Annotated in this window: 22 protein-coding genes; 5 read left to right on the top strand and 17 right to left on the bottom strand. The window is 68.9% G+C overall.

The window, feature by feature from the left end:
- Positions 1–129: 129 nt before the first annotated feature.
- A complete protein-coding gene (locus ACZ7M2_RS07765) occupies positions 130–522 on the bottom strand; it encodes an SCO5389 family protein (RefSeq protein WP_067369067.1) in 393 nt (130 codons plus the stop codon).
- A gap of 244 nt (positions 523–766) precedes the next feature.
- Between ACZ7M2_RS07765 and nucS the strand changes: the two genes are divergently transcribed.
- Complete coding sequence (gene nucS / locus ACZ7M2_RS07770) at positions 767–1,438, top strand: endonuclease NucS (RefSeq protein WP_060901300.1); 672 nt, start codon at positions 767–769, stop codon at positions 1,436–1,438.
- A 96-nt stretch (positions 1,439–1,534) separates the two neighbouring features.
- On the opposite strand, the gene ACZ7M2_RS07775 is transcribed toward nucS, so the two are convergent.
- The 3 genes from ACZ7M2_RS07775 to ACZ7M2_RS07785 form a co-directional block, all read right to left on the bottom strand.
- Positions 1,535–4,099: an ATP-binding protein gene (locus ACZ7M2_RS07775; RefSeq protein ID WP_471594576.1), complete on the bottom strand. Its 2,565-nt coding sequence runs from the start codon at positions 4,097–4,099 to the stop codon at positions 1,535–1,537.
- A 270-nt stretch (positions 4,100–4,369) separates the two neighbouring features.
- A complete protein-coding gene (locus ACZ7M2_RS07780) occupies positions 4,370–4,693 on the bottom strand; it encodes an STAS domain-containing protein (RefSeq protein WP_030596935.1) in 324 nt (107 codons plus the stop codon).
- Between the two features lie 213 nt (positions 4,694–4,906).
- On the bottom strand, positions 4,907–5,755 hold the full coding sequence (locus ACZ7M2_RS07785) for a 3-hydroxyacyl-CoA dehydrogenase family protein (protein ID WP_471594577.1): 849 nt from the start codon (positions 5,753–5,755) through the stop codon (positions 4,907–4,909).
- Positions 5,756–6,267: 512 nt separating this feature from the next.
- Here ACZ7M2_RS07785 and ACZ7M2_RS07790 point away from each other — a divergent pair.
- Positions 6,268–6,840 (top strand): cob(I)yrinic acid a,c-diamide adenosyltransferase, encoded by a 573-nt coding sequence (locus ACZ7M2_RS07790; protein WP_067369052.1) that lies wholly within the window; start codon positions 6,268–6,270, stop codon positions 6,838–6,840.
- On the opposite strand, the gene ACZ7M2_RS07795 is transcribed toward ACZ7M2_RS07790, so the two are convergent.
- A complete protein-coding gene (locus ACZ7M2_RS07795; RefSeq protein ID WP_471594578.1) occupies positions 6,837–7,421 on the bottom strand; it encodes a hypothetical protein in 585 nt (194 codons plus the stop codon). The two genes, ACZ7M2_RS07790 and ACZ7M2_RS07795, sit on opposite strands and share 4 nt — an antisense overlap.
- A gap of 152 nt (positions 7,422–7,573) precedes the next feature.
- On the opposite strand from ACZ7M2_RS07795, the gene ACZ7M2_RS07800 reads away from it, so the two are divergent.
- The 3 genes from ACZ7M2_RS07800 to ACZ7M2_RS07810 all read left to right on the top strand — a co-directional run bounded on the left by ACZ7M2_RS07800 (position 7,574) and on the right by ACZ7M2_RS07810 (position 11,503).
- The gene (locus tag ACZ7M2_RS07800; RefSeq protein WP_471594579.1) at positions 7,574–8,803 is read left to right on the top strand and encodes a sensor histidine kinase; all 1,230 of its coding nucleotides are present in this window, start codon (positions 7,574–7,576) and stop codon (positions 8,801–8,803) included.
- A complete protein-coding gene (locus ACZ7M2_RS07805; protein ID WP_471594580.1) occupies positions 8,800–9,441 on the top strand; it encodes a response regulator in 642 nt (213 codons plus the stop codon). Before ACZ7M2_RS07800 ends, ACZ7M2_RS07805 begins: the two co-directional genes overlap by 4 nt.
- Before the next feature lie 223 nt (positions 9,442–9,664).
- Entirely contained in the window at positions 9,665–11,503 is a 1,839-nt protein-coding gene (locus tag ACZ7M2_RS07810) for a glycosyl hydrolase family 18 protein (protein ID WP_471594581.1), read from the top strand.
- A gap of 49 nt (positions 11,504–11,552) precedes the next feature.
- Here ACZ7M2_RS07810 and ACZ7M2_RS07815 read toward each other — a convergent pair whose 3' ends face one another.
- From ACZ7M2_RS07815 to ACZ7M2_RS07870, 12 genes are all read right to left on the bottom strand, one after another.
- Positions 11,553–11,999 (bottom strand): DUF2550 domain-containing protein, encoded by a 447-nt coding sequence (locus ACZ7M2_RS07815; protein ID WP_352052729.1) that lies wholly within the window; start codon positions 11,997–11,999, stop codon positions 11,553–11,555.
- Positions 12,000–12,128: 129 nt separating this feature from the next.
- Complete coding sequence (locus ACZ7M2_RS07820) at positions 12,129–12,503, bottom strand: F0F1 ATP synthase subunit epsilon (RefSeq protein WP_054233220.1); 375 nt, start codon at positions 12,501–12,503, stop codon at positions 12,129–12,131.
- A 163-nt stretch (positions 12,504–12,666) separates the two neighbouring features.
- Positions 12,667–14,103, bottom strand: coding sequence for a F0F1 ATP synthase subunit beta (gene atpD / locus ACZ7M2_RS07825; RefSeq protein ID WP_352052730.1), 1,437 nt, complete (start codon positions 14,101–14,103; stop codon positions 12,667–12,669).
- The gene (locus ACZ7M2_RS07830; protein WP_352052731.1) at positions 14,103–15,017 is read right to left on the bottom strand and encodes a F0F1 ATP synthase subunit gamma; all 915 of its coding nucleotides are present in this window, start codon (positions 15,015–15,017) and stop codon (positions 14,103–14,105) included. The genes atpD and ACZ7M2_RS07830 overlap by 1 nt, the downstream gene beginning before the upstream one ends.
- Positions 15,018–15,038: 21 nt before the next feature.
- Positions 15,039–16,628 carry a F0F1 ATP synthase subunit alpha gene (gene atpA / locus ACZ7M2_RS07835; RefSeq protein ID WP_319746214.1) on the bottom strand — a complete coding sequence of 530 codons (1,590 nt, stop codon included), beginning with the start codon at positions 16,626–16,628 and terminating at the stop codon, positions 15,039–15,041.
- 124 nt (positions 16,629–16,752) lie between these two features.
- On the bottom strand, positions 16,753–17,577 hold the full coding sequence (locus ACZ7M2_RS07840; protein WP_471594582.1) for a F0F1 ATP synthase subunit delta: 825 nt from the start codon (positions 17,575–17,577) through the stop codon (positions 16,753–16,755).
- Complete coding sequence (locus ACZ7M2_RS07845) at positions 17,574–18,122, bottom strand: F0F1 ATP synthase subunit B (protein WP_471594583.1); 549 nt, start codon at positions 18,120–18,122, stop codon at positions 17,574–17,576. Before ACZ7M2_RS07845 ends, ACZ7M2_RS07840 begins: the two co-directional genes overlap by 4 nt.
- Before the next feature lie 38 nt (positions 18,123–18,160).
- Entirely contained in the window at positions 18,161–18,397 is a 237-nt protein-coding gene (locus ACZ7M2_RS07850; RefSeq protein WP_015657805.1) for an ATP synthase subunit c family protein, read from the bottom strand.
- Between the two features lie 75 nt (positions 18,398–18,472).
- Positions 18,473–19,243: a F0F1 ATP synthase subunit A gene (gene atpB, locus ACZ7M2_RS07855; protein ID WP_471595200.1), complete on the bottom strand. Its 771-nt coding sequence runs from the start codon at positions 19,241–19,243 to the stop codon at positions 18,473–18,475.
- Positions 19,244–19,516: 273 nt separating this feature from the next.
- Positions 19,517–19,954 (bottom strand): hypothetical protein, encoded by a 438-nt coding sequence (locus tag ACZ7M2_RS07860; protein WP_352052733.1) that lies wholly within the window; start codon positions 19,952–19,954, stop codon positions 19,517–19,519.
- A 284-nt stretch (positions 19,955–20,238) separates the two neighbouring features.
- The gene (locus ACZ7M2_RS07865) at positions 20,239–21,621 is read right to left on the bottom strand and encodes an MraY family glycosyltransferase (RefSeq protein WP_471594584.1); all 1,383 of its coding nucleotides are present in this window, start codon (positions 21,619–21,621) and stop codon (positions 20,239–20,241) included.
- A gap of 126 nt (positions 21,622–21,747) precedes the next feature.
- Entirely contained in the window at positions 21,748–22,989 is a 1,242-nt protein-coding gene (locus tag ACZ7M2_RS07870; RefSeq protein WP_352052735.1) for a serine hydroxymethyltransferase, read from the bottom strand.
- Positions 22,990–23,025 lie beyond the last annotated feature (36 nt).

Raw genomic sequence — 23,025 nt, forward strand, 5'->3', positions numbered from 1 at the left:
GACGCACACACCCACCCACCCACGATCCGCGTCCCGCCGTCGGCCCGGGGACCCGGGGGAGCCTGCCGCCCCGTACAGATGCACCTCCCGCGTACAGAGCGGCAAGCAATGCGGCATCAAGGCGTCACGTCAGCAGTCTCGGAACTCTGGCGACTGATTCAGCAGCTGACTGCGCACCGAGGTGAAGCGTGCCAGTGTGTCGTCCACTGAGGTGTCCAGTGGGAACACCGCCACCCGATGGCAGTTCTGGAAGGCCAGCCGCACACCGAAGTGCCGCTGCAGCGCGCCGCGTATCGCGTCGCTCGCGAGCGCACGCAGCAGCTGGCCACGCGCCTGCTCGTCCGGCGGAGGCGTCTGGTTGTCGGCGAAGTTGCCGCCGTCCACCTTCAGCTGAGCCACCAGGGAGCTGATCATCTCCCATGCGTAGGGCAGGGAGGTCCGGACGCAGTCGACGAATTCTGCTTCGTCGACCTCGCCTCGCTCGGCCTTCTCGAGTAGGGCCGGTGAGACGTCGAGCGACATGGGTTCTCCTCTCGCACCCCCAGACCTCGGGGGTTGCCGGACAGGTAAGGGACATTCGCGATGTCGAACACTCTGAGTACACGCATCGCGACCTCCCGTTTATACGGTAAGCAACGTACGGTGACGGCACCAGGAGAATGCGCACATAGCGAACTCCCAGTAGGCCCACAATCAGCCACGACCGAACAGGCGTCTTCCAGGGCGAATCGCGTGGACCTCTGCCCGTCGAGTAGCGTTGCGGACCATGCGTCTCGTCATTGCCCGCTGCTCCGTTGACTACGCGGGCCGGCTCACCGCCCATCTCCCGTCGGCCCCCCGCCTCATCCTGGTGAAGGCGGACGGCAGCGTCTCGATCCACGCTGACGACCGGGCCTACAAGCCCCTCAACTGGATGTCGCCGCCCTGCACCCTGAAGGAGGGCTCGGGCGACGAGGAGGGCGTCTGGACCGTCATCAACAAGGCGGGCGAGAAGCTCATCATCACGATGGAGGAAGTCCTCCACGACTCCTCGCACGAACTCGGCGTGGACCCCGGCCTGATCAAGGACGGCGTGGAAGCGCACCTCCAGGAGCTCCTCGCGGACCGCATCGAAACGCTCGGCGAGGGCTACACGCTCATCCGCCGCGAGTACATGACGGCCATCGGCCCCGTCGACATCCTGTGCCGCGACGGCGAGGGCCAGACCGTCGCCATCGAGATCAAACGCCGCGGCGAGATCGACGGCGTGGAGCAGCTCACCCGCTACCTGGAGCTGCTCAACCGCGACCCGCACCTCGCGCCGGTCCGTGGCGTCTTCGCCGCGCAGGAGATCAAGCCGCAGGCCCGCGTCCTCGCCACGGACCGCGGCATCGGCTGCACGGTCCTGGACTACGACGCGCTGCGGGGCATCGAGGACGACAAGCTGCGGTTGTTCTGATTCGAACGACTTTGACTCAATCGGCCATGTAGTTCACCGGTCAGAAGTGAGGGCCGGGTCCGAAATCGGACCCGGCCCTCACTCTTGTCGTGGTGCTCAGATCACCGAACCGTTCGGGGACCCGGCGGCGCCGCTGCTCGCGGGAACGCTCGCGGAACTGCTGTGCGGGGCGCTGGCGGTAGTGCTCGCGGGGACGCTGGAGGCGGGGCCGCTGGCGGAGTTCGAGGTGGAGGGCGCCGTCGTCGTCGGGGTGGGCGACCCGGAGGACGACTCCGATGGCGAGGGATCCGCCGAAGGCGACGACGAAGTGCTCGTCGACGGCTTCGGCGAGGTCGAAGACGGCTTGGTCGTCGGCGGCTTGGAAGTCGACTTGGACGGCGACGTCGACGTACCCCCGCCCCCCTTCGTCCCACTCGGGCTGTCCGAAGGCCGCCCGCTCGTGCTCGTCGGCGGCGTCGGGTCGTCCGAGGTCCCGTACGTACCGTCGGGGCCCGGATCCGTCGGCGTGGTCACCACGCCCGCGTCGCCGCTGTTCCCGCCGCCCTTCTTCGCCTTGTCGGCGCCGAGGCTGTCGTCCTGGCCGCCCTGGCTGGCCGAGGGGTTGACCCCGACCTTCTCGGACGGGTTGTCGGTGTTGTTGTTCGAGGTCGCGCCGAGCGTCACCACGGTGCCGAGCACCGCGACGAGCAGCGCGCCCGCGCCCGCCGCCACCAGGTTGCGCCGGGTGCCGGCCACCAGACGACTGCCCACGCCCATGCCCACGCGCTTCGACGCCGGACCCGGTTCGGCCCGGTTGGTGACCAGCGTCGAGGGCTCCCCGACCGGAGCGGAGAGCACGAACGCGGCCGGTACGCCGCCGGGCGGCGATGCCGACTCCTCGTGCCGCGCGTCGGGCACCTCCTCGCCCGCCGCCGTGCGCCCGCCGGGCAGTACGGCCCCGGAGCGGTCGGCGACCAGCGCGAGGGCCCGGCGGCCCGCGACGGTGCCACGCTTGTCGGCGAGGGCACCGCGCAGCCCGATGGAGGACTCCAGCTCGGCGCGGGCCCGGTCCAGCTGACCGCCGCAGAGCGCGAGGATGCCCAACTCGTGGTGGAAGTAGGCCTGTTCGCCGACCTCGCCGGCCAGCCGGGAGGCCTCCGCGCCGGAGCGCAGCGCGCGCTCCCAGGCGTTCCAGTTCAGTCCCGCGGCGAAGGCGGGCGCGGCCGTGCGGGCCAGCTGCACGGCGACGCTCTCGTCCTGCTCGTCGGCCGGTGCCGTGGTGAGCGGGACCAGGACGGTGAGGGCGGCGAGCAAGGCGTCGGCCTCGGCGCAGACCCTCTCCGGGGTGACCGAGGGGTGTCCGGCCCACCAGGTGTAGTGCTGGGCCGCGGTGCGGGCCTGCTCCTCCAGCCCGTCGGCGTATCCGGCGGCCTCCAGCTGGGCCTGCACACCGGCGGCGAGCCGGTAGCGGGAGCCGACCGGGGAGACCAGCGCGCAGCCCGCCAGTTCGGCGAGCGCGGCGTCGGCGTGGGTGTCGTCCACGAGGGCGGGCAGATGCGTCTGGTGCGGCACCTCACCGCCGAGCGCGATGGCGAAGCGCAGGGTGGCGCGCGCCGATCCGCTCAGGCGGGAGGCGAGCAGCGCGGCGGGCGCGGCCCCCTCGGCGAGCGAGGGCAGGGGTACGTCGTGGCCGTCGGCGGCCTCGAAGGGCGCGTCGACCGGCAGATCGACCGGGGCGTCCTGGAAGACGCCGAAGTCGTCGAAGGCGCTCTCCTTGGCCTGCAACTTGTCGCGCTGTCGCAGCAGGGCGCCGGCCTGCATGAAGCGCAGCGGCAGACCCTCGGACTCGAACCAGAGGTCGCCCGCCCAGTTCGCCTCCTCCTCGGTCAGCACGCGTCCGACGGTCCGCTCCAGGAGCTCGAGGCCGCCGCTGCGGTCGAGTCCGCCGAGGAAGACCTCTTCGAGGAGGGAGTCGGTGGAGGGCGCGGGGACGTCGGGGGTCGCGGCGATGGCGAAGGCGCACTCGGGGGTGGCGTCGAGGAGTTCGTCGAGCGCGGTGCCGCCGATCTCCACGTCATCGAGGACGACGACGGCGCCGATCCCGTGGACGAGTTCGAGCAGTTCGTCCCGTTGGGGGCGGTACAGGGGCGCGTTGTAGACGGCGGCGAACAGGTCGTGCAGCAGATCGGTCGCCGTGCGCCGGTATCCGGAGAGGCGGACGACGCCGTCGGGGGCGAGGTCCGCGCAGTCGTCGGCGACGGCGTCGAGCAGGCTGGTGCGGCCGGAGCCGGCGGGGCCGGTGAGGCGTACGGAGCGCCCGCGCGCCAGCAGGCGTACGAGCCGCTCACGCTCCTCCTGGCGCTCCAGGAGCGGCAGTCGGGGCTGGGCGGGGCCCGGCGGTACGGGCGGCAGGGCGGCGCGGGCCAGATCGGCTCGCTCGGCGGCGCTGAACTTCGTGGGCCGCTGCGGTCGCTCTCCCGGCGGGCAGACCTCTATCTCGCTGCCGTCGACGGGGTTGACCGTGAGCAGGAAGTCGCCCGAGACGAGTTGGACGGTACGGGCGAGTGCGGGTGTGTGCTGACCCAGGTCGGCGGTGAGCGCATCACGCGGTGGGCGCGAGCGAGGCGCCTGGCCGTCGTCGTCATGGCCGTACTCTTCGGGTCCCCGGTTGATCGGGTCCATGTTCCAAGCCCCCCAAAAGCGTCGTGTGCGGATCTTGTCGCCGGGAGTCCGATGACAAGGACCCAGGCCCCTCCCGGCCTTGCTGCACACCGCGCTGTCGCTTCTGGTCCGGTGCCCGCTCGTAGGGTTTCGGGTGGCGGGCAGCCGAACCCTAAACCTTCGCACAGTATCTCCGACAGGCCGGGGTACCGCGCCGTCCGAGACGTCACAGTCTCGTGAGGATTGTGCGCGAGATGCGATGCGTACGCCGCTCAGGAGGCGTACGCCGGGTCACACCCGGGGCAGTGACTCGACTCCGATGCCGCCCTCGATCGCGAGGATCCGGTGCAGCCGGGTGGCCACCAGCAGGCGCTGCATCTGCGGTGGTACGCGGCGCAGCACGAGCCGCCGGCCGCACCGCCCGGCCCTTCGGTGGGCCCCCATGATGACACCGAGGCCGGTGGCGTCCCAGGAGTCCAGCTCGGACAGGTCCAGCACCAGGTCGCCGACTCCGTCGTCGACGGCCGAGTGCAGGACCGTACGGGCGTCCGCCGCGCTGCGTACGTCGAGGCGGCCCCCGACGACCAGCTCGGCGTGGTCGCCCCTGATGTACATATGCGCTCCCCGAGAGTGCGTCTCGTACTCTGCGTCAGTCTCTCTGCGTCAGTGTCGGTGTCGGTCCGCGTTGTGCGTGTGCACCGTCTGACTGGCTTGAGGCCGCAGAGGTTGCCGTCTGTAAGCGAACCGATACCGAATTCACCTCATGGGGTGACACCCCAGAGGCACGTGCGGTTTCCGTGACGGGTGATGCTGGATGACTCGCTTGCTTCAGTGCTTGTAGAAGCCCTGCCCGCTCTTGCGCCCGATGTCACCGGCGTCAACCATCCGGCGCATCAGCTCCGGCGGGGCGAACTTCTCGTCCTGGGTCTCGGTGTAGATGTTGCCGGTGGCGTGCAGGAGGATGTCGACGCCTGTGAGGTCGGCCGTGGCGAGCGGGCCCATGGCGTGGCCGAAGCCCAGTTTGCAGGCGAGGTCGATGTCCTCGGCGGTGGCCACGCCGGACTCGTACAGCTTGGTGGCCTCGACGACGAGCGCCGAGATGAGACGGGTCGTCACGAAGCCGGCCACGTCACGGTTGACGACGATGCAGGTCTTGCCGACGGACTCGGCGAACTCCCGTGCGGTGGCGAGGGTTTCGTCGCTCGTCTTGTAGCCGCGCACCAGTTCGCACAGCTGCATCATCGGTACGGGCGAGAAGAAGTGGACGCCGACGACCCGCTCCGGGCGGTCGGTGGCCGCGGCGATCTTGGTGATCGGGATGGCGGAGGTGTTCGAGGCGAGCACGGTGTCGTCCCGCACGATCTTGTCGAGCGCGCGGAAGATGTCGTGCTTGACCTCGAGCTTCTCGAAGACGGCCTCGACGACGATGTCCGCGTCCGCGGCGGCGTCGAGATCGGTGGTCGTGGTGATCCGGCCGAGCGCGGCATCGGCGTCGTGCGCCTCCAGCCTGCCCTTGCTCACGAACTTGTCGTACGAGGCCTTGATGCCGTCGAGGCCTCGCGTGAGCGCCTCGTCGGTGACATCCCGCAGGACGACGTCCCAGCCCGCCTGCGCGGACACCTGGGCGATACCGGACCCCATGAGCCCGGCTCCGATGACGGCGAGCTTCCCTGCCACTGTGCGACTCCCCTGACGCGGTGTATATGTCTGCCTCTCGGGCGGACACTAGCGCTCGTGAGGACCTGTGTGACGGGTAAGTAATGCGTGTCACGTCTCACGGCGTGAGACGGTCGTCACGTCTCAGCTGACGGACTTGGCGATCCTCCCCGCGGTCGAAACCGCGGAGATTCCGGCCTCAATGGCCGGAGCGCTAATTCCTTGCGGATTCCGGCTGGTTGGCGCCTCACGGACCGGCTTTTGCCGAGGTCTCCACGCCCTGTGACCCGCATGCCCGCGGGCCAGAGTGTTCTTCGCGCCGACTGTGTCGGCGTGCTCTTTGTGACCGCAGGCGGTGCACCCTGGACCCTCATCTTCGCCCGACATGCTCTCCGCCTCCCCGACAAAAGGACACGGGTACGAAGAAAGAACGCGTGCACGACTTCGAACGCGTGAAAGGAAAAGTGCTGAGGCGCCGAAGGAGTGCTCAGTCACACGTCAGCCCCCGTCGAGAGACCGTCTAAATTGGCCCCATGGTCAATCTGACGCGCATCTACACCAGGACCGGCGACCAGGGCACCACCGCTCTCGGGGACATGAGCCGGGTCGCCAAGACCGATCCCCGGATCTCGGCCTACGCGGACGCCAACGAGGCGAACGCGGTCCTCGGAACGGCGATCGCACTGGGCGGCCTCGACGAGGAGGTCGTCGCGGTCCTCACCCGGGTGCAGAACGACCTCTTCGACGTCGGCGCGGACCTGTCGACCCCGGTGGTCGAGGACCCGAAGTTCCCGCCCCTGCGCGTCGAGCAGTTCTACATCGACAAGCTGGAGGCGGACTGCGACCGCTTCAACGACGAGCTGGAGAAGCTGCGCTCCTTCATCCTGCCCGGCGGCACCCCGGGCGCGGCACTGCTGCACCAGGCGTGCACGGTCGTACGCCGTGCCGAGCGGTCGACATGGGCGGCGCTGGAGGTCCACGGCGACATCATGAACCCGCTGACCGCCACCTATCTGAACCGGCTCTCCGACCTGCTGTTCATCCTGGCCCGCACCGCGAACAAGGAGACCGGGGACGTGCTGTGGGTCCCGGGCGGTGAGCGCTAGGTCCCGTCGGAATGCGACGACAGGCCCTGGCCGCCGGACCGGCCCTGGGTGACCGGGGCCCGTTTGGGCCGGAGCAGATACGTCAGGGCGATCAGGCCGTGGAGCCCCACCGCCCGTAGCGCCACCCACTGGAAAGCGCGCAGCGACGAGGTGTCGCCGGCACCCACGAACCAGACCGCGCCCTGGAGGAGGGCGCACGCGACGGTCGCCGCGAGGAGGGTGCGGAGCCAGAGGCGGCCCTCGTGGGCGGCCCGGGGCAGGCCGAAACGCGGGGGCTTCGGCGGGGGCGGGCCACCGGCCAGGCGGTGGGCGGCGAGGCCGTCCAACCAGCGGATGGTGTAGTGGCCGTACGCGACGGTGAAGCCGATGTAGAGCGCGGCCAGGCCGTGTTCCCAGCTCGGCTCGGCGCCGTTTCTGAGGTCGATCGCCGTCACCACGAAGAGCACCACCTCCAGCAGCGGCTCGCACAGCAGCAGGGCCACACTCGTGCGGCGCAGCCCCAGCAGATAGCGGACGGCGAGGCCCGCGGCCAGCAACAGCCAGAAACCGGCCTCGCACGCGACGATCAACCCGACGATCACGGTTCGCTCCTCTCGGTCACCCCTCCAGGCTCGCCTGCGGGGCGGCTCGGATCGTCATCGGCGGTGACGAAGTCCCGGTACATCGAAAGATGCAGTTCCGGACCCTTCCCGGGCATCAGGCGGTGAGCCGGTGCGCCGTGTTGGATGGAGTCATGGCCATGCGACTCCCCCGCCCGCACCGCGACGACGTACGCATCGCGGTCGGTGGACTCCTCGGCGGACTCCTCCTGTGGGGCCTCGGCCTGTTTCCCCGGCGACCGGACGACGCGCTCGTCCTCTGGTCCGGGACCTGGAATGCCCTGGTGCCCCTCGTGGTCACGGCGGCCTGTGAGCTGCTGCGGCGTACCCGGCCCCGCCCGGCCCTGCTGATCGGCACCGCCGCGCTGACGGTCGACACCGTCACGCGGGGCAACGTGGCCACCGTCGTGATGTTCACGGACCTGGTGTACGCGGCCGTCCTGTACGGCACCCCCGCCTCCGCCCGGCGCATCCCCTGGATCACCGGGCTGCTCACGGTGGCCGGCGCGGTGGTGCCCGCCGCGCTCTGGCGCGTCCCCGGGGCCCTGCTGATCGGCGTCGGCGTCGGCGTAGTGGCGCTGGCGCCCGCCGCCACCGGCTGGGTGGTCCGCAACCACCGCGACACCGCCGTCGCCGAACGACTGCGCGCCGAACAGACCGCGCTGCTCGCCGAGATGGACCGCGCCCAGGCCGTCGCCGCCGAACGGGCCCGGATGGCACGGGAGTTGCACGACATGGTGGCCAACCATCTCTCCGCGATCGCGATCCACTCCACGGCCGCGCTCTCCATCGGCGACCCGAACACGTCCAAGGACGCGCTCACCGTCATCCGTGAGAACAGCGTCGAGGGGCTCGCCGAGATGCGCCGGCTGATCGGGATCCTGCGCGACGGCAGCGGTGACCGCGAGCCGTCCGCCGCCCCCACCCTCGACGGCCTCGGCTCCCTGGTGGCCGGCGCCCGCACCAACGGACTCGACGTCACGCTCACCACCGAGCACGGCAAGGTGCCCGCCCCGGTCGAACTCGCCGCGTACCGGATCGTCCAGGAGTCGCTGACCAACGCCCTGAAGCACGCGCCCGAGGGCCGTGTCACGGTGACGCTCACCCAGCGGGGCGGCCGGCTCGCCATCGCGGTGACCAGTCCGTACGGCGGTCCGAGCGGCCCCCGCGCCCCCGGTTCCGGCGCCGGTCTGGTGGGGATGCGGGAGCGAGCCGACCTGCTGGGCGGCAGCTTCGAGGCGGGGCCCGAGCCCTCCCCCGACAGCGGGAACGTCAAGAACGGCAAGGCCGGCAAAGACGGCAAGGGCGGTGCGATCTGGGCCGTACGCGCCACTCTGCCCCTCGTCCAAGGAGAACCCGAATGATCCGCGTGCTCGTCGCCGAGGACCAGTCCGCCGTACGGGCCGGGCTCGTCCTCATCCTGCGCAGCGCGCCCGACATCGAGGTGGTCGGCGAGGCCGCGGACGGCGAGCAGGCGGTCGCACTCGCCCGCGAACTCCACCCGGACCTGGTCCTGATGGATGTGCAGATGCCCCGGCTCGACGGAGTGTCCGCCACCCGTCAGGTCGTCGCCGAGCAGCTCGCCGATGTGCTCGTGCTCACCACCTTCGACCTCGACGAGTACGTCTTCGGGGCGCTGCGCGCGGGCGCCTCCGGGTTTCTGCTGAAGAACACGGAGGCGAGGGACCTGCTGGTGGCGGTGCGGACGGTGGCGAGCGGCGAGGGGCTGATCGCCCCGGCCGTGACGCGTCGGCTGATCGCCGAGTTCGCCGCGAAGCCGGTACGGGAGCCGAGCACCGACCCGGCCGTGCTCGACGCGCTGACGCGCCGGGAGCGGGAAGTGCTGTCCCGCCTGGGTGAGGGGCTCTCCAACGCGGAGATCGCGGAGCGGCTGGACATGGCGGAGGCGACGGTGAAGACGCACGTCAGCCGTCTGCTGGGGAAGCTGGAGCTGCGGAGTCGAGTCCAAGCAGCCGTGCTGGCCCAGGAGTTGGGGGTCTGACTCACCGCGCGGGCGCACTGGTCCAGACCTATTGACCTATGGTCCAGACCTTTCTATTCTCGCCGCACTGCGCTTAGTCATGCCCCCGACACCTCCCCCGCCGAAGGGGCGCGCCGGTGGCGAGAGCGCGAGCGCGCGGAGGCCCGAAGGGTTGAGCACGGTCGCGGTCTCGCCACCGGCTGGAGCGCCCCGGAGGCGAAACAAACAAGGAAGGAGGCGCAGCATGCGCTTCAGAACCAGAGTCCGACAGCGAACCGTGGCAGGACTCACCACCCTGCTGCTTCCGCTCGCCGCCCTCGTCGGGCTCGCGAGCCCCGCCTCGGCAGCCACCTCCGCCACCGCCACGTACACCAAGACCCAGGACTGGGGTACGGGCTTCGAAGGCAAGTGGACGGTCACCAACACCGGTACCACCAGCATCAGTTCCTGGACGATCGACTGGGACTTCCCCTCCGGTACGTCCGTCACCTCGGCCTGGGACGCGGACGTCACCTCCTCCGGCACCCACTGGACCGCCAAGAACAAGTCCTACAACGGAACCCTCGCCGCGGGCGCCTCCGTCTCCTTCGGCTTCAACGGCGCCGGCACCGGATCTCCGTCCAACTGCACGCTCAACGGCGGCAGTTGTGACGGTGGCACCACCGTCCCCGGTGACAACCCGCCGAGCGCGCCCGGCACCCCCACCTCCTCCGCGATCACCGACACCTCGGTGAAGCTCTCCTGGAGCGCGGCCACCGACGACAAGGGCATCAAGAACTACGACGTCCTGCGCGGCGGCACCAAGGTCGCCACCGTGACCACGACCTCGTACACGGACACCGGTCTGACCGCCGGCACCGACTACTCGTACACCGTCCAGGCCCGTGACACCGCCGACCAGACCGGTCCGGTCAGCGGCGCGGCCGCCGTGCACACCACCGGTGGGGGCACCACCCCGCCGCCCACCGGCAACGCCGTCAAGCTCGGCTACTTCACCGAGTGGGGCATCTACGGCCGCAACTACAACGTCAAGAACCTGGTGACGTCCGGCTCGGCCGCCAAGATCACGCACATCAACTACGCCTTCGGCAACGTCACCAACGGCCAGTGCGCGATCGGCGACTCCTACGCCGACTACGACAAGGCCTTCACCGCCGACCAGTCGGTCAGCGGCGTCGCCGACACCTGGGACCAGCCGCTGCGCGGCAACTTCAACCAGCTGCGCGAGCTGAAGGCCAAGTACCCGAACATCAAGATCCTCTGGTCCTTCGGCGGCTGGACCTGGTCCGGCGGATTCGCGCAGGCCGCGGCCAACCCGGCCGCCTTCGCCCAGTCCTGCTACAACCTGGTCGAGGACCCGCGCTGGGCCGACGTCTTCGACGGCATCGACATCGACTGGGAGTACCCGAACGCCTGCGGTCTGTCCTGTGACACCAGCGGTGCCGCGGCCTACAAGAACCTGATGCAGGCCCTGCGCGCCAAGTTCGGCACGGGCAACCTGGTCACCGCGGCCACCACGGCCGACGGCACCTCGGGCGGCAAGATCGACGCCGCCGACTACGCGGGCGCCTCACAGTACGTCGACTGGTACAACGTGATGTCGTACGACTTCTTCGGAGCGTTCAACGCACAGGGCCCGACCGCCCCGCACTCCCCGCTCACCTCGTACAGCGGCATCCCGACGCCCGGCTTCACCACGGCCGACGCGATCGCCAAGTTCAAGGCGAAGGGCGTGCCCGCGAGCAAGCTGCTGATCGGCATCGGCTTCTACGGCCGCGGCTGGACGGGCGTCACCCAGGACGCGCCGGGCGGCACGGCCACGGGGCCGGCGCCGGGAACGTACGAGCAGGGCATCGAGGACTACAAGGTGCTGAAGACGTCCTGCCCGGCCACCGGCACGATCGCCGGGACGGCGTACGCGCACTGCGGCAGCAACTGGTGGTCCTACGACACCCCGGCGACCATCGGCACGAAGATGGCCTGGGCCAAGAGCCAGGGCCTGGGCGGCGCGTTCTTCTGGGAGTTCAGCGGAGACACCAGCAACGGCGAACTGGTGAGCGCCCTCACCGGCGGGCTCGGATAGCCGCTGGGCGACGTTGACTCTCCCCCGGACAGCGAGTGAATGTGGCCTGTCAGGCCACATTCACTCGCTGTCCGGGCGGCGCTGCCTCCAGCCACGCGAGGAAACCGGTCAGCGCGTCCTCGCTCATCGCCAGTTCAAGTCGGGTGCCCCGGTGCACACAGGCCAGGATGATCGCGTCGGACAGCAGGGCGAGCTCCTCCTCGCCGTCCGGGGTGCGGCGGCCGGCCACCTCGATCGCCGAGCGTTCCAGGACGCGGCGCGGGCGGGGGGAGTACGAGAAGACGCGGTACCACTCGATGCGGTCGCCGTTGTAGCGGGCGACGCCGTAGCCCCAGCCTTTTCCGTTGGGGTCGCTCTTCTCCGGCACGTCCCAGCGCAGGCTGCAGTCGAAGGTGCCCCCGGAGCGCTGGATCAGCCGGCGGCGGAGGCCGAAGACGAACAGCCCCACCACCACGAGCGCCACTACCACTCCGCACACAGTCAGAGCGAGGACCATCGACACCGACCTCCTCGTCTCCTAGGTAACGGAAAAGAAAAAACCTCCGGATTTGCCTCAGCCGCGGCGGGGTCCGGAGTGATCCGGTCCCCGCCGCGGCTGAGGCAAAGCATCACACAGCGCGGCGACTCAGCGCGCCGACACCGCCCGCAGACGGACGTCCGCGCGGCGCTCGGCGGAGGCATCGCCCTCCGCCTTCGCGCGCTCGAGCTCCCGCTCCACGCGCTGGACGTCGATCTCGTCCGACAGCTCGGCGATCTCGGCCAGCAGTGACAGCTTGTTGTCGGCGAACGAGATGAAACCGCCGTGCACCGCGGCGACGACCGTTCCACCATCACTCGTACGGATGGTCACCGGGCCCGACTCCAGCACACCGAGCAGCGGCTGGTGACCGGGCATGACGCCGATGTCGCCGGACGCGGTACGCGCGACGACCAGGGTGGCCTCGCCGGACCAGACACTGCGGTCCGCGGCGACGAGCTCGACGTGCAGCTCAGCAGCCAAGGTGGGCTCCTCGGGTCACCACCCGGCATGGCCGCCGGGTGTTGGGTCAAAGTCTAATGGGCGTACGGAGGGGGACGGGACGCGCCCCGCGAGGTGCGGTCCCGTCCCCCTCCCTTACGAACACGAGTTCCTCAGGAACCGGAGTCCCTCAGGTACGCGAGGTTCAGGAGACGCCGAGCTCCTTGGCGTTGGCCTTGAGGTCCTCAATGCCACCGCACAGGAAGAACGCCTGCTCCGGGAAGTGGTCGTACTCACCGTCGATGATCGCGTTGAAGGCCACGATCGACTCGTCCAGCGGGACGTCCGACCCGTCGACGCCGGTGAACTGCTTGGCGACGTGGGTGTTCTGGGACAGGAAGCGCTCCACGCGACGGGCACGGTGGACAGTGAGCTTGTCCTCCTCGCCCAGCTCGTCGATACCGAGGATCGCGATGATGTCCTGAAGGTCCTTGTACTTCTGAAGAACCGACTTGACGCGCATCGCGGCCGCGTAGTGGTCCGCCGCGATGTAGCGGGGGTCCAGGATGCGGGACGTGGAGTCCAGCGGGTCCACGGCCGGGTAGATGCCCTTCTCGGAGATCGGACGGGAGAGCACCGTCGTCGCGTCGAGGTGGGCGAACGTGGTGGCCGGGGCCGGGTCGGTCAGGTCGTCCGCGGGGACGTAGATCGCCTGCATCGAGGTGATCGAGTGACCACGGGTCGAGGTGATGCGCTCCTGGAGGAGACCCATCTCGTCGGCCAGGTTCGGCTGGTAGCCCACCGCGGAGGGCATACGGCCGAGCAGGGTCGAGACCTCGGAACCGGCCTGCGTGAACCGGAAGATGTTGTCGATGAAGAACAGCACGTCCTGGTTCTGGACGTCACGGAAGTACTCCGCCATCGTCAGACCCGCGAGGGCCACGCGCAGACGGGTGCCCGGGGGCTCGTCCATCTGACCGAAGACAAGCGCGGTCTTGTCGATGACGCCCGAGTCCGCCATCTCCTCGATGAGGTCGTTGCCCTCACGGGTGCGCTCACCGACACCGGCGAACACGGAGACACCGTCGTGGTTGTTGGCGACGCGGTAGATCATCTCCTGGATGAGCACCGTCTTGCCGACGCCGGCACCACCGAACAGGCCGATCTTTCCACCCTTGACGTACGGGGTGAGAAGGTCGATGACCTTGACGCCGGTCTCGAACATCTCGGTCTTCGACTCGAGCTCGTCGAAGCGCGGGGCCTTGCGGTGGATGGACCAGCGCTCGCCCTCGTACTTCTCGTCGGAGTTCAGCACCTCACCGAGGGTGTTGAACACCTTGCCCTTGGTGAAGTCACCGACCGGGACGGTGATGCCCGTGCCGGTGTCGGTGACCGCGGCCTGGCGGACCAGACCGTCGGTGGGCTGCATGGAGATCGTGCGGACCAGGCCGTCACCCAGGTGCTGGGCGACCTCCAGGGTCAGCGTCTTCTTCTCGCCGTCCTTGGCCGGGTCGGCCACCTCGACGTGAAGGGCGTTGTAGATGTCCGGCATCGCGTCGACGGGGAACTCCACGTCGACGACCGGGCCGATGACCCGGGCGACGCGGCCCGTGGCAACGGCCGTCTCAGAAGTCGTCGTCATTACTTGTCACTCCCCGCGGTCGCGTCGGCAAGGGCTGCGGAGCCACCGACGATCTCGCTGATTTCCTGGGTGATTTCGGCCTGGCGGGCCGCATTGGCAAGACGGGAGAGCGTGGTGATCAGGTCTCCCGCGTTGTCGGTCGCCGACTTCATCGCGCGGCGGGTGGCGGCGTGCTTGGAGGCAGCCGACTGGAGCAGCGCGTTGTAGATACGGCTCTCGACGTACCGAGGCAGCAGGGCGTCGAGGACGTCCTCCGCCGACGGCTCGAACTCGTACAGCGGAAGGATCTCGCCCTGGGGCGCCTCTTCCGCGACCTCTTCGAGGCGCAGTGGCAGCAGGCGGCCGTCGACCGCCGTCTGCGTCATCATCGACACGAACTCGGTGTAGACGATGTGGAGTTCATCCACGCCGCCGTCCGCCGTCGCCGTTTCGATGGCCTCGATGAGCGGCGCCGCAACCTTCTTGGCGTCCGCGTAGGTGGGCTCGTCGGTGAAACCCGACCACGACTCCACGACCTTGCGCTCGCGGAAGTGGTAGTGGGCCAGACCGCGGCGGCCGACGATGAACGTGTCGACCTCCTTGCCCTCCGCCTCGAGACGGGCGGTCAACAGCTCCGCCGCCTTGATGGCGTTGGAGTTGAAGGCGCCGGCCAGTCCGCGGTCGCTCGTGAGGAGCAGCACCGCGGAACGGGTCGCCGTCTCCGCCTCAGTGGTCAGCGGGTGCTTGGTGTTCGAGCCGGTGCCGACCGCCGTGACCGCGCGGGTGAGCTCGGTCGCGTACGGCGCGGAGGCCGCCACCTTGCGCTGCGCCTTGACGACGCGCGAGGCAGCGATCATCTCCATCGCCTTGGTGATCTTCTTGGTCGCGGTGACGGATCGGATGCGACGCTTGTAGACCCGGAGCTGGGCTCCCATGAGTCAGGTCCCTTCCTTACGTCACTTGGCCGCGGCCGGAACGTCTTCGCCGAGAAGCTTGCCGTCCGAGGTCTCGAACTGCTTCTTGAAGTCCGCGATGGCGTCCGCGATGGCGGTGAGGGTGTCGTCCGACATCTTGCCGCCCTCCTTGATGGAGGTCATGAGTCCCTGCTCCTTGCGGTGCAGGTACTCCAGGAGCTCCTTCTCGAAGCGGCGGATGTCGGCGACCGGTACCTCGTCCATCTTGCCGGTGGTACCGGCCCACACGGAGACGACCTGGTCCTCGGTGGCCATCGGCTGGTACTGAGCCTGCTTGAGCAGCTCGACCAACCGCTGACCGCGCTCCAGCTGGGACTTCGACGCGGCGTCCAGGTCGGAACCGAAGGCGGCGAACGCCTCCAGCTCGCGGTACTGGGCGAGGTCCAGACGGAGTCGGCCGGAAACCTGCTTCATCGCCTTGTGCTGGGCGGAGCCACCGACGCGGGAGACCGAGATACCGACGTTCAGGGCCGGACGCTGGCCGGCGTTGAACAGGTCGGACTCCAGGAAGCACTGGCCGTCGGTGATGGAGATGACGTTGGTCGGGATGAACGCCGACACGTCGTTCGCCTTGGTCTCGACGATCGGCAGACCCGTCATCGAACCGGCGCCCAGCTCGTCGGAGAGCTTCGCGCAGCGCTCCAGCAGACGGGAGTGCAGGTAGAAGACGTCACCGGGGTAGGCCTCGCGCCCCGGCGGACGGCGGAGCAGCAGGGACACGGCGCGGTAGGCGTCGGCCTGCTTCGAGAGGTCGTCGAAGATGATGAGGACGTGCTTGCCCTCGTACATCCACTGCTGGCCGATGGCCGAACCGGTGTACGGCGCCAGGTACTTGAAGCCGGCCGGGTCGGACGCCGGGGCGGCGACGATGGTCGTGTACTCCAGCGCGCCGGCCTCTTCGAGGGCGCCACGCACGGAGGCGATGGTCGAACCCTTCTGACCGATGGCGACGTAGATGCAGCGGACCTGCTTCTTGGTGTCGCCCGAGCGCCAGTTGTCGCGCTGGTTGATGATCGTGTCGACGGCCAGCGCGGTCTTGCCGGTCTGACGGTCGCCGATGACCAGCTGACGCTGGCCACGGCCGATCGGGGTCATCGCGTCGACGGCCTTGTAGCCGGTCTCCATCGGCTCGTGCACCGACTTGCGGACCATGACGCCCGGGGCCTGCAGCTCGAGGGCGCGGCGGCCGGTGGTCTCGATCTCGCCGAGGCCGTCGATCGGGTTGCCGAGCGGGTCGACGACGCGGCCGAGGTAGCCCTCGCCCACGGCGACGGACAGCACCTCACCGGTGCGCTGCACCGGCTGGCCCTCCTCGATACCACTGAACTCGCCGAGGACGACCGCACCGATCTCGCGCTCTTCCAGGTTCAGCGCGAGACCGAGGGTTCCGTCCTCGAACTTCAGCAGCTCGTTCGCCATCGCCGAGGGAAGGCCCTCGATCTTGGCGATACCGTCGCCGGCGACGGTGACCGTACCGACCTCCTCGCGCGAGGCCGCGTCCGGCTTGTACGACTGGACAAAGTTCTCCAGCGCGTCCCGGATCTCCTCCGGCCGGATCGTGAGCTCCGCCATCTGGGTTCCCTGCTCTCCTTGTTGGGCCCGAAGTTTTCTTGGGGGGTCTGGGGTCAGCCCCCAGGAATCCTCTGCACGGCCCAACCAGGGCCGTAAGTACTACGTGGTTACGCGTATTGAGTTGCTACTGGCCGACGATGCGGCGGCGCGCGTCCTCGAGTCGGTCCGCGACGGCACCGTCGATGATCTCGTCGCCGACCTGCACCCGGATCCCGCCGACGACCTCGGGGTCCACGTCGAGGTTGAGGTGCATCGGGCGGCCGTAGAGCTTCGCCAGAGCGGCGCCGAGGCGCTGCTTCTGTCCGTCACTCAGCGGGACCGCGGAGGTGACGACGGCGACCATGCGGTTGCGGCGCTCGGCGGCGAGCTTGGACAGGGAGTCGAGTCCCGCCTCCAGGCTACGTCCCCGGGGCGCGGCCACAAGGCGCGTCACCAGGCGTTCGGTGGTCGGGTTGGCCCGGCCGCCGAGCAGGCTGTGCAGCAGCTCGCCCTTGGCCGCCTTCGAGGCGGTGCGGTCGGTCAGCGCGGAGCGCAGCTCGGTGTTCGAAGAGACGATCCGACCGAAGCGGAACAGTTCGTCCTCGACGTCGTCGAGCGCGTTCGCCCGCTGGGCGGCCGTGAGGTCGGCGATGCTCGCCAGCTCCTCCAGCGTGTCCACCAGGTCACGCGGCTGCGACCAGCGCGAGCGCACCAGGCCGACCACCAGGTCCGCGGTTGACCCGCCGACCTGGCCGCCGAGCAGGCGCTGGGCCAGCTCGGCCTTGGCCTCGCCCGGCTGCGCCGGGTCGGTCAGGACCCGCCGCAGCGATACCTCGCGGTTGAGCAGCGCGGTGACGGCGGCCAGCTCGTCGGCGAGCTGGACCGCGTCCACGGACGTCGAGTCCGTCAGCGCATCGAGACGCTCACGAGCTGCAGCGAGGGCCTCGCGGCTTGCTCCGTGTGCGGTCATCGAGTCGCCTCGGCCTTCTCCTCGAGCTCGTCGAGGAAGCGGTCGATGACGCGGCTCTGCCGGGCGTGGTCCTCGAGGGACTCACCGACGAGCTTGCCGGCCAGGTCGGTGGCGAGCTTGCCCACGTCCTGACGCAGCGCCTGCGAGGCGGCCTTGCGGTCGGCCTCGAGCTGCGAGTGACCGGCGGCGATGATCTCCTCGCGCTGCCGCTGGCCTTCCGCACGCATGTCGGCGATGAGCGTGGCGCCCTGCTCCTGCGCCTCCTGGCGCAGCCGCGCGGCCTCGTGCCGTGCCTCGGCGAGCTGGGCCTTGTACTGCTCCAGCACGCTCTGGGCTTCGACCTTCATGGCGTCGGCCTCTTCGATACCGCCTTCGATCGCCGCGCGGCGCTCTTCCAGAACCTTGTTGATGTTCGGGAGGAGCTTCTTCCAGAAGAAGAAGAACACGATGGCGAAGGCGATGGTGCCGATGAGCAGCTCGGGACCCGCCGGGACGAGCGGGTTCTGCTCTTCCTCGGCTGCGAGTGCAACCAGGTTGGCGATCACATCAGTGCCTTTCGTCGTTTCGTGTCAGTAAGGGGTGATTACTTACCGAACACGAACGGCATAACGATGCCGATGAGGGCGAGCGCCTCACAGAAGGCGAAGCCGAGGATCTGGTTGGCGCGAATCAGACCGGCGGCTTCGGGCTGACGGGCCAGGGCCTGGGTGCCGTTACCGAAGATGATGCCGACGCCGACGCCGGGGCCGATGGCGGCGAGGCCGTAGCCGATGGAACCGAGCGAACCGGAGACAGCGGCGAGGGTCTCAGTGGCAGCCATGCTGAATCTTCCTTCTCTTTCTTGGACCGGCGGGGGTTGGCCACCGGACGTTCTGGGGCTTGCGGGGGCGGTGACTCAGTGGTGCTCGGCGAGAGCGCCCTGAAGGTACGAGCAGGCCAGCAGCACGAAGACGTACGCCTGGACGGCCTGCACGAAAAGCTCGAAGAGGATCATGACGATGGTCATCACGAACGACACACCGGCCGCCGGGACCATCCAGCTGTTCAGCAGGTACCAGGAGGCAACCGTGAACATGACCAGCATCAGGTGGCCGGCGAACATGTTGGCGAAGAGTCGGACCGCGTGCGTGAAGGGCCGGACGATCAGGTTCGAGAGGAACTCGATGACCATCACGAGGGGCAGCACCCCGCCGAGCGACTTGTCGTAGCCCGTCACGTTCTTGAAGAAGCCGACGAAGCCGTGGCGCTTGAACGTGACCGAGACCCAGAGGATCCAGACCAGCGCGGCGAGTACCACCGGGAAGGCGAAGACCGACGAGACCGGGAACTGGGCCAGCGGGATCACGGACCAGATGTTCATGATCCAGATGAAGAAGAACAGCGAGACCATCAGCGGGACGTACTTCTCGCCCTCGCGCTTGCCGAGCGTCTCGTAGACGATGCCGCGGCGCACGAAGTCGTAACCGGCCTCACCGACCATCTGCAGCTTGCCCGGGACCACCTTGGCCTTGCCGAAAGCCGCCCAGAAGAAGGCGACGACAAGGATGGAGGTGAGGAGGGCGAGCAGCATGACCTTGTTGAACTCGAACCCCCCGACCGTGGCGAGCGGCTTGAAGAGGAACGAGTGCAGGCCCGGAGCCGGAAAGCCACACCCGTTGTCGGACATGATCCGACAGCTCCAGTCAAAGGCGAGCTGGGTCTGGTCAGCACTCACCACGGGCTCCTTCGGCGTGACGCATAGGTACGGCAACCTCGTTGTGTCGGCGCGGCGCGCAGCCGCGGTTCGGCACTGGACTGGTGTAACGAATGTGGGGGCGGCTGTGGGGCATCAAGCCTCGCGATTGAGCAGGCGTCAGCTCAGATGCCCGCGCCCGCGATGCCGCAGTTGGCACCGGACGATAGCAGGATCTCCCACATGGCTTTATCCCACCCCTACCCCTCACGACGAGGACCCTGATTTCTCAGGCTTGTCGCTCTTCTCGGGTTCGGGGTCGACATAGAAGATCTTGGCCTTCATGTGCGCCCGCGCCTGCGCCGCCATCCACACGACGGTCGCGAGGACGAGGCCGACCGCGAACGCCTTGGGGTTGAACAGAGACGTGTTCTTGAAGAGTGCCACGAAGATCAGGAGCAGCAGGAGCTGGGCGACGTAGAGCATCAGGCCCATGGCCTGGAACAGCTGCGGGAGCGTTTTTGCCGTCCACTGCAGGACGTAGAGGCCGATCCCCATGAAGAGGATGGCCAGCAGTGTGCCGATGCCCGCGCCGAGCGCGCCTTTGCCACCCGCGACCACGCCACTGACGGCGACGGCGATCGCGCCGACAGCCGCTGTGGGGACAGCGGTGTGCAGTAGGTTCCGGGCGTCATTGGACGGCATGGCGGCAACTCCGCTTGCTTCGGGGGCAGGGTGTCGTCATGGACGAGCGTAGTCCCGGGCTGAGAGAGAACCTCACGCCAAGGGGCCGTCTCATTACGGTCCTTCGGCTCTATCCCGGGTTCTCGTGAACCGTATCACAAACTATTTGATGCGGTCTTTACCTAGAAGGTGTGCTCGCCGTCACACATGAGAGTGAACCTGCGCGTTTGTGCAATATCGAGGGCAACTTGTCTGGTATTGACGCGGTTTGCCGGTGATCCCTCTTGCAGGATTCTTACTTTGCGTCAGCGTGAAGATTCGGCTTTGCGCCCCTCCAGGAAGCGCGCACGGGGCCCAATTGCCGTCGCTCCGTTGACTCCTGAGATACCCGTGGTGACCGGCGAACGGTGTTCGCGGACGCCCTCTTCGCGCTCCTGGGCCGCCTTCTCGTGGGACGTCGGCTCCTCGTACGCGACGGAGGCCACGGCCGCCTCCGCCGCGGCCGCCAGGGCGACCCTGCGACGGCGGCGGTAGCGCGGCGGCACCAGGTGCTCGGCCCAGCGCGGGGCACGCGGCGTGAAGCGCGGCAGCAGGAGCAGTACGAGACCCACCGCGCTGAGCGCCGCGATGCCGAGCACGATCCACATGGACGCCGAGTTCACCGAGAAGGCGAGCGCTCCGAAGGCGATCAGTGCCGACCAGAAGTACATGATCAGGACGGCCCTGCTGTGCGAGTGGCCGACCTCCAGGAGGCGGTGGTGCAGGTGGCCGCGGTCGGCGGCGAAGGGCGACTGACCACGCCAGGTGCGCCGCACGATGGCGAGCACCAGGTCGGCGGCCGGGACCGCGATGATCGTCAGCGGCAGCAGCAGCGGGATGTACACCGGCACCGTCTGGTGCACGGTGTTGCGCTCCGAACCGGAGAACAGGTTCATCGCGTCCGGGTCGATCTGCCCGGTGATGGAGATCGCGCCGGCGGCCAGCACCAGGCCGATCAGCATCGAGCCGGAGTCACCCATGAAGATCCGGGCGGGGTGCATGTTGTGCGGCAGGAAGCCCAGACACATGCCCATGAGGATCGACGCGAAGAGGGTCGCCGGGGCGGCGGCCTCGATGCCGTAGCTGTACCAGATGCGGTACGCGTACAAGAAGAACGCGGCGGAGGCGATGCACACCATGCCGGCGGCGAGACCGTCGAGGCCGTCGACGAAGTTCACCGCGTTGATGGTGATGACGACCAGCGCAACGGTGAGCAGGGTGCCCTGCCACTGGGTCAGCGCGACCAGGCCGACGCCGGGGATGGGCAGCCACAGGATCGTCAGACCCTGCATGACCATCACGCCCGCAGCGATCATCTGGCCGCCCAGCTTGATGAGGGCGTCGATCTCGAACTTGTCGTCCAGGACACCGATCAGCCAGATCAGCGCGGCGCCGGAGAGCAGTGCGCGGGGCTCGTTGGAGTCCGAGAAGACCGCGTTGAGGTTCCGCAGATGGTCGGCGACCAGCAGGCCGGCACACAGACCGAAGAACATCGCGATGCCGCCGAGCCGCGGCGTGGGTTCCCGGTGCACGTCGCGTGCCCGGATCTGCGGCATGGCTCCGGCCACGATCGCGAACTTCCGTACCGGCCCTGTCAGCAGATACGTCACCGCGGCCGTGATGCAGAGCGTCAGCAGATATTCACGCACGGGCTTCCCCACAGGTCTCGCTGGCCATCTCAGCCCCACACCCTAGCGATGCACGCATATGGTTGGGGACTTCCGGGTAGCGACGATGGTTGCACGAGTGGCTGTGCACACGTGTGCGTGTACCCCTCACTCGTCCGGATAGGGCGGAAATCTCCCGGCCAGATCCTTTACTTCTTCACGTGCCCGCTTGCTGTCGGCCTCGTCCCGCAGCACCGCCGCGAACAACTTCGCGACCTGCGACATCTCCGCCTCGCCCATCCCCTGCGTGGTCAGCGCGGCCGTGCCCAGGCGCAGGCCGCGGGCGTCGCCGTGGGGCAGCGCGCAGGTGTCGAGGACCATTCCGGCGGCGGCCAGACGACCGCGCGCGCTGCGTCCGTCGAGACCGAGCGGAGCGGTGTCCGCGGTGAGCATGTGGGTGTCGGTCCCCCCGGTGGTGAGGGCGAGCCCCTCCGCGGCCAGCCCCTCGGCCAGCACCTGGGCGTTGGCGACCACCTGATGCGCGTACGCCGCGAACGCGGGGGTCGCGGCCTCGCCGAACGCGACGGCCTTGGCGGCGATGGTGTGCATCTGGGCGCCGCCCTGGGTGAAGGGGAAGACGGCCCTGTCGACCCGCTCGGCCAGCTCGCCGCCACAGAGGATCATGCCGCCTCGGGGGCCGCGCAGGACCTTGTGCGTGGTGGCGCAGACGACATCGGCGTACGGCACCGGACTGGGCGCCGCTCCCCCGGCGACCAGGCCGATGGGGTGGGCGGCGTCGGCGATGAGATAGGCGCCGACCTCGTCGGCGATCGCCCGGAAGAGCGCGTAGTCGATGTGCCGGGGGTAGGAGATCGCCCCGCAGACGATGGCCTTCGGCCGGTGCGTACGGGCCAGCGCGCGCACCTGCTCGTAGTCGATGAGCCCGCTCTCCGCCTCCACCCCGTACCCGACGAAGTCGAACCAGCGGCCGGAGAAGTTCGCGGGCGACCCGTGCGTGAGGTGGCCGCCGAACGGCAGCCCCATGGCCAGGACGGTGTCCCCCGGCCGCAGCAGGGCGGCGTACGTGGCGAGGACGGCCGAGGATCCGGAGTGGGACTGCACGTTGGCGTGCTCGGCGCCGAAGAGGGCCTTGGCGCGCTCGACGGCCAGGCGCTCGGCGACGTCGACGATCTCGCAGCCGCCGTGGTGGCGGGCGCCGGGATATCCCTCGGCGTACTTGTTCGCCAGCGGCGACCCGAGGGCGGTCAGCACCGCCTTCGAGGTGAAGTTCTCGGCCGCGATCAGCTGGAGCGTCGTCGACTGCCGCGCCAGCTCCCCCATCAGGATCTCGGCGAGCTCCGGGTCCTGCAGACGCAGAACATCCGCTTCCAGCGTTTGTGTGACCGGCATGGTGGACTCCGGGCCTCGGCGGGGTGCGCTACGTCC

The organism is Streptomyces sp. NPDC111507, from assembly GCF_055638955.1.

Bases quoted from the DNA above. Each gene is read 5' to 3' on its own strand.
- ACZ7M2_RS07765 (WP_067369067.1), bottom strand. From the start codon at position 522: ATGTCGCTCGACGTCTCACCGGCCCTACTCGAGAAGGCCGAGCGAGGC.
- nucS (WP_060901300.1), top strand. From the start codon at position 767: ATGCGTCTCGTCATTGCCCGCTGCTCCGTTGACTACGCGGGCCGGCTC.
- ACZ7M2_RS07775 (WP_471594576.1), bottom strand. From the start codon at position 4,099: ATGGACCCGATCAACCGGGGACCCGAAGAGTACGGCCATGACGACGAC.
- ACZ7M2_RS07780 (WP_030596935.1), bottom strand. From the start codon at position 4,693: ATGTACATCAGGGGCGACCACGCCGAGCTGGTCGTCGGGGGCCGCCTC.
- ACZ7M2_RS07790 (WP_067369052.1), top strand. From the start codon at position 6,268: ATGGTCAATCTGACGCGCATCTACACCAGGACCGGCGACCAGGGCACC.
- ACZ7M2_RS07800 (WP_471594579.1), top strand. From the start codon at position 7,574: ATGGCCATGCGACTCCCCCGCCCGCACCGCGACGACGTACGCATCGCG.
- ACZ7M2_RS07805 (WP_471594580.1), top strand. From the start codon at position 8,800: ATGATCCGCGTGCTCGTCGCCGAGGACCAGTCCGCCGTACGGGCCGGG.
- ACZ7M2_RS07810 (WP_471594581.1), top strand. From the start codon at position 9,665: ATGCGCTTCAGAACCAGAGTCCGACAGCGAACCGTGGCAGGACTCACC.
- ACZ7M2_RS07815 (WP_352052729.1), bottom strand. From the start codon at position 11,999: ATGGTCCTCGCTCTGACTGTGTGCGGAGTGGTAGTGGCGCTCGTGGTG.
- atpD (WP_352052730.1), bottom strand. From the start codon at position 14,103: ATGACGACGACTTCTGAGACGGCCGTTGCCACGGGCCGCGTCGCCCGG.
- ACZ7M2_RS07830 (WP_352052731.1), bottom strand. From the start codon at position 15,017: ATGGGAGCCCAGCTCCGGGTCTACAAGCGTCGCATCCGATCCGTCACC.
- atpA (WP_319746214.1), bottom strand. From the start codon at position 16,628: ATGGCGGAGCTCACGATCCGGCCGGAGGAGATCCGGGACGCGCTGGAG.
- ACZ7M2_RS07840 (WP_471594582.1), bottom strand. From the start codon at position 17,577: ATGACCGCACACGGAGCAAGCCGCGAGGCCCTCGCTGCAGCTCGTGAG.
- ACZ7M2_RS07850 (WP_015657805.1), bottom strand. From the start codon at position 18,397: ATGGCTGCCACTGAGACCCTCGCCGCTGTCTCCGGTTCGCTCGGTTCC.
- atpB (WP_471595200.1), bottom strand. From the start codon at position 19,243: ATGTCCGACAACGGGTGTGGCTTTCCGGCTCCGGGCCTGCACTCGTTC.
- ACZ7M2_RS07860 (WP_352052733.1), bottom strand. From the start codon at position 19,954: ATGCCGTCCAATGACGCCCGGAACCTACTGCACACCGCTGTCCCCACA.
- ACZ7M2_RS07870 (WP_352052735.1), bottom strand. From the start codon at position 22,989: ATGCCGGTCACACAAACGCTGGAAGCGGATGTTCTGCGTCTGCAGGAC.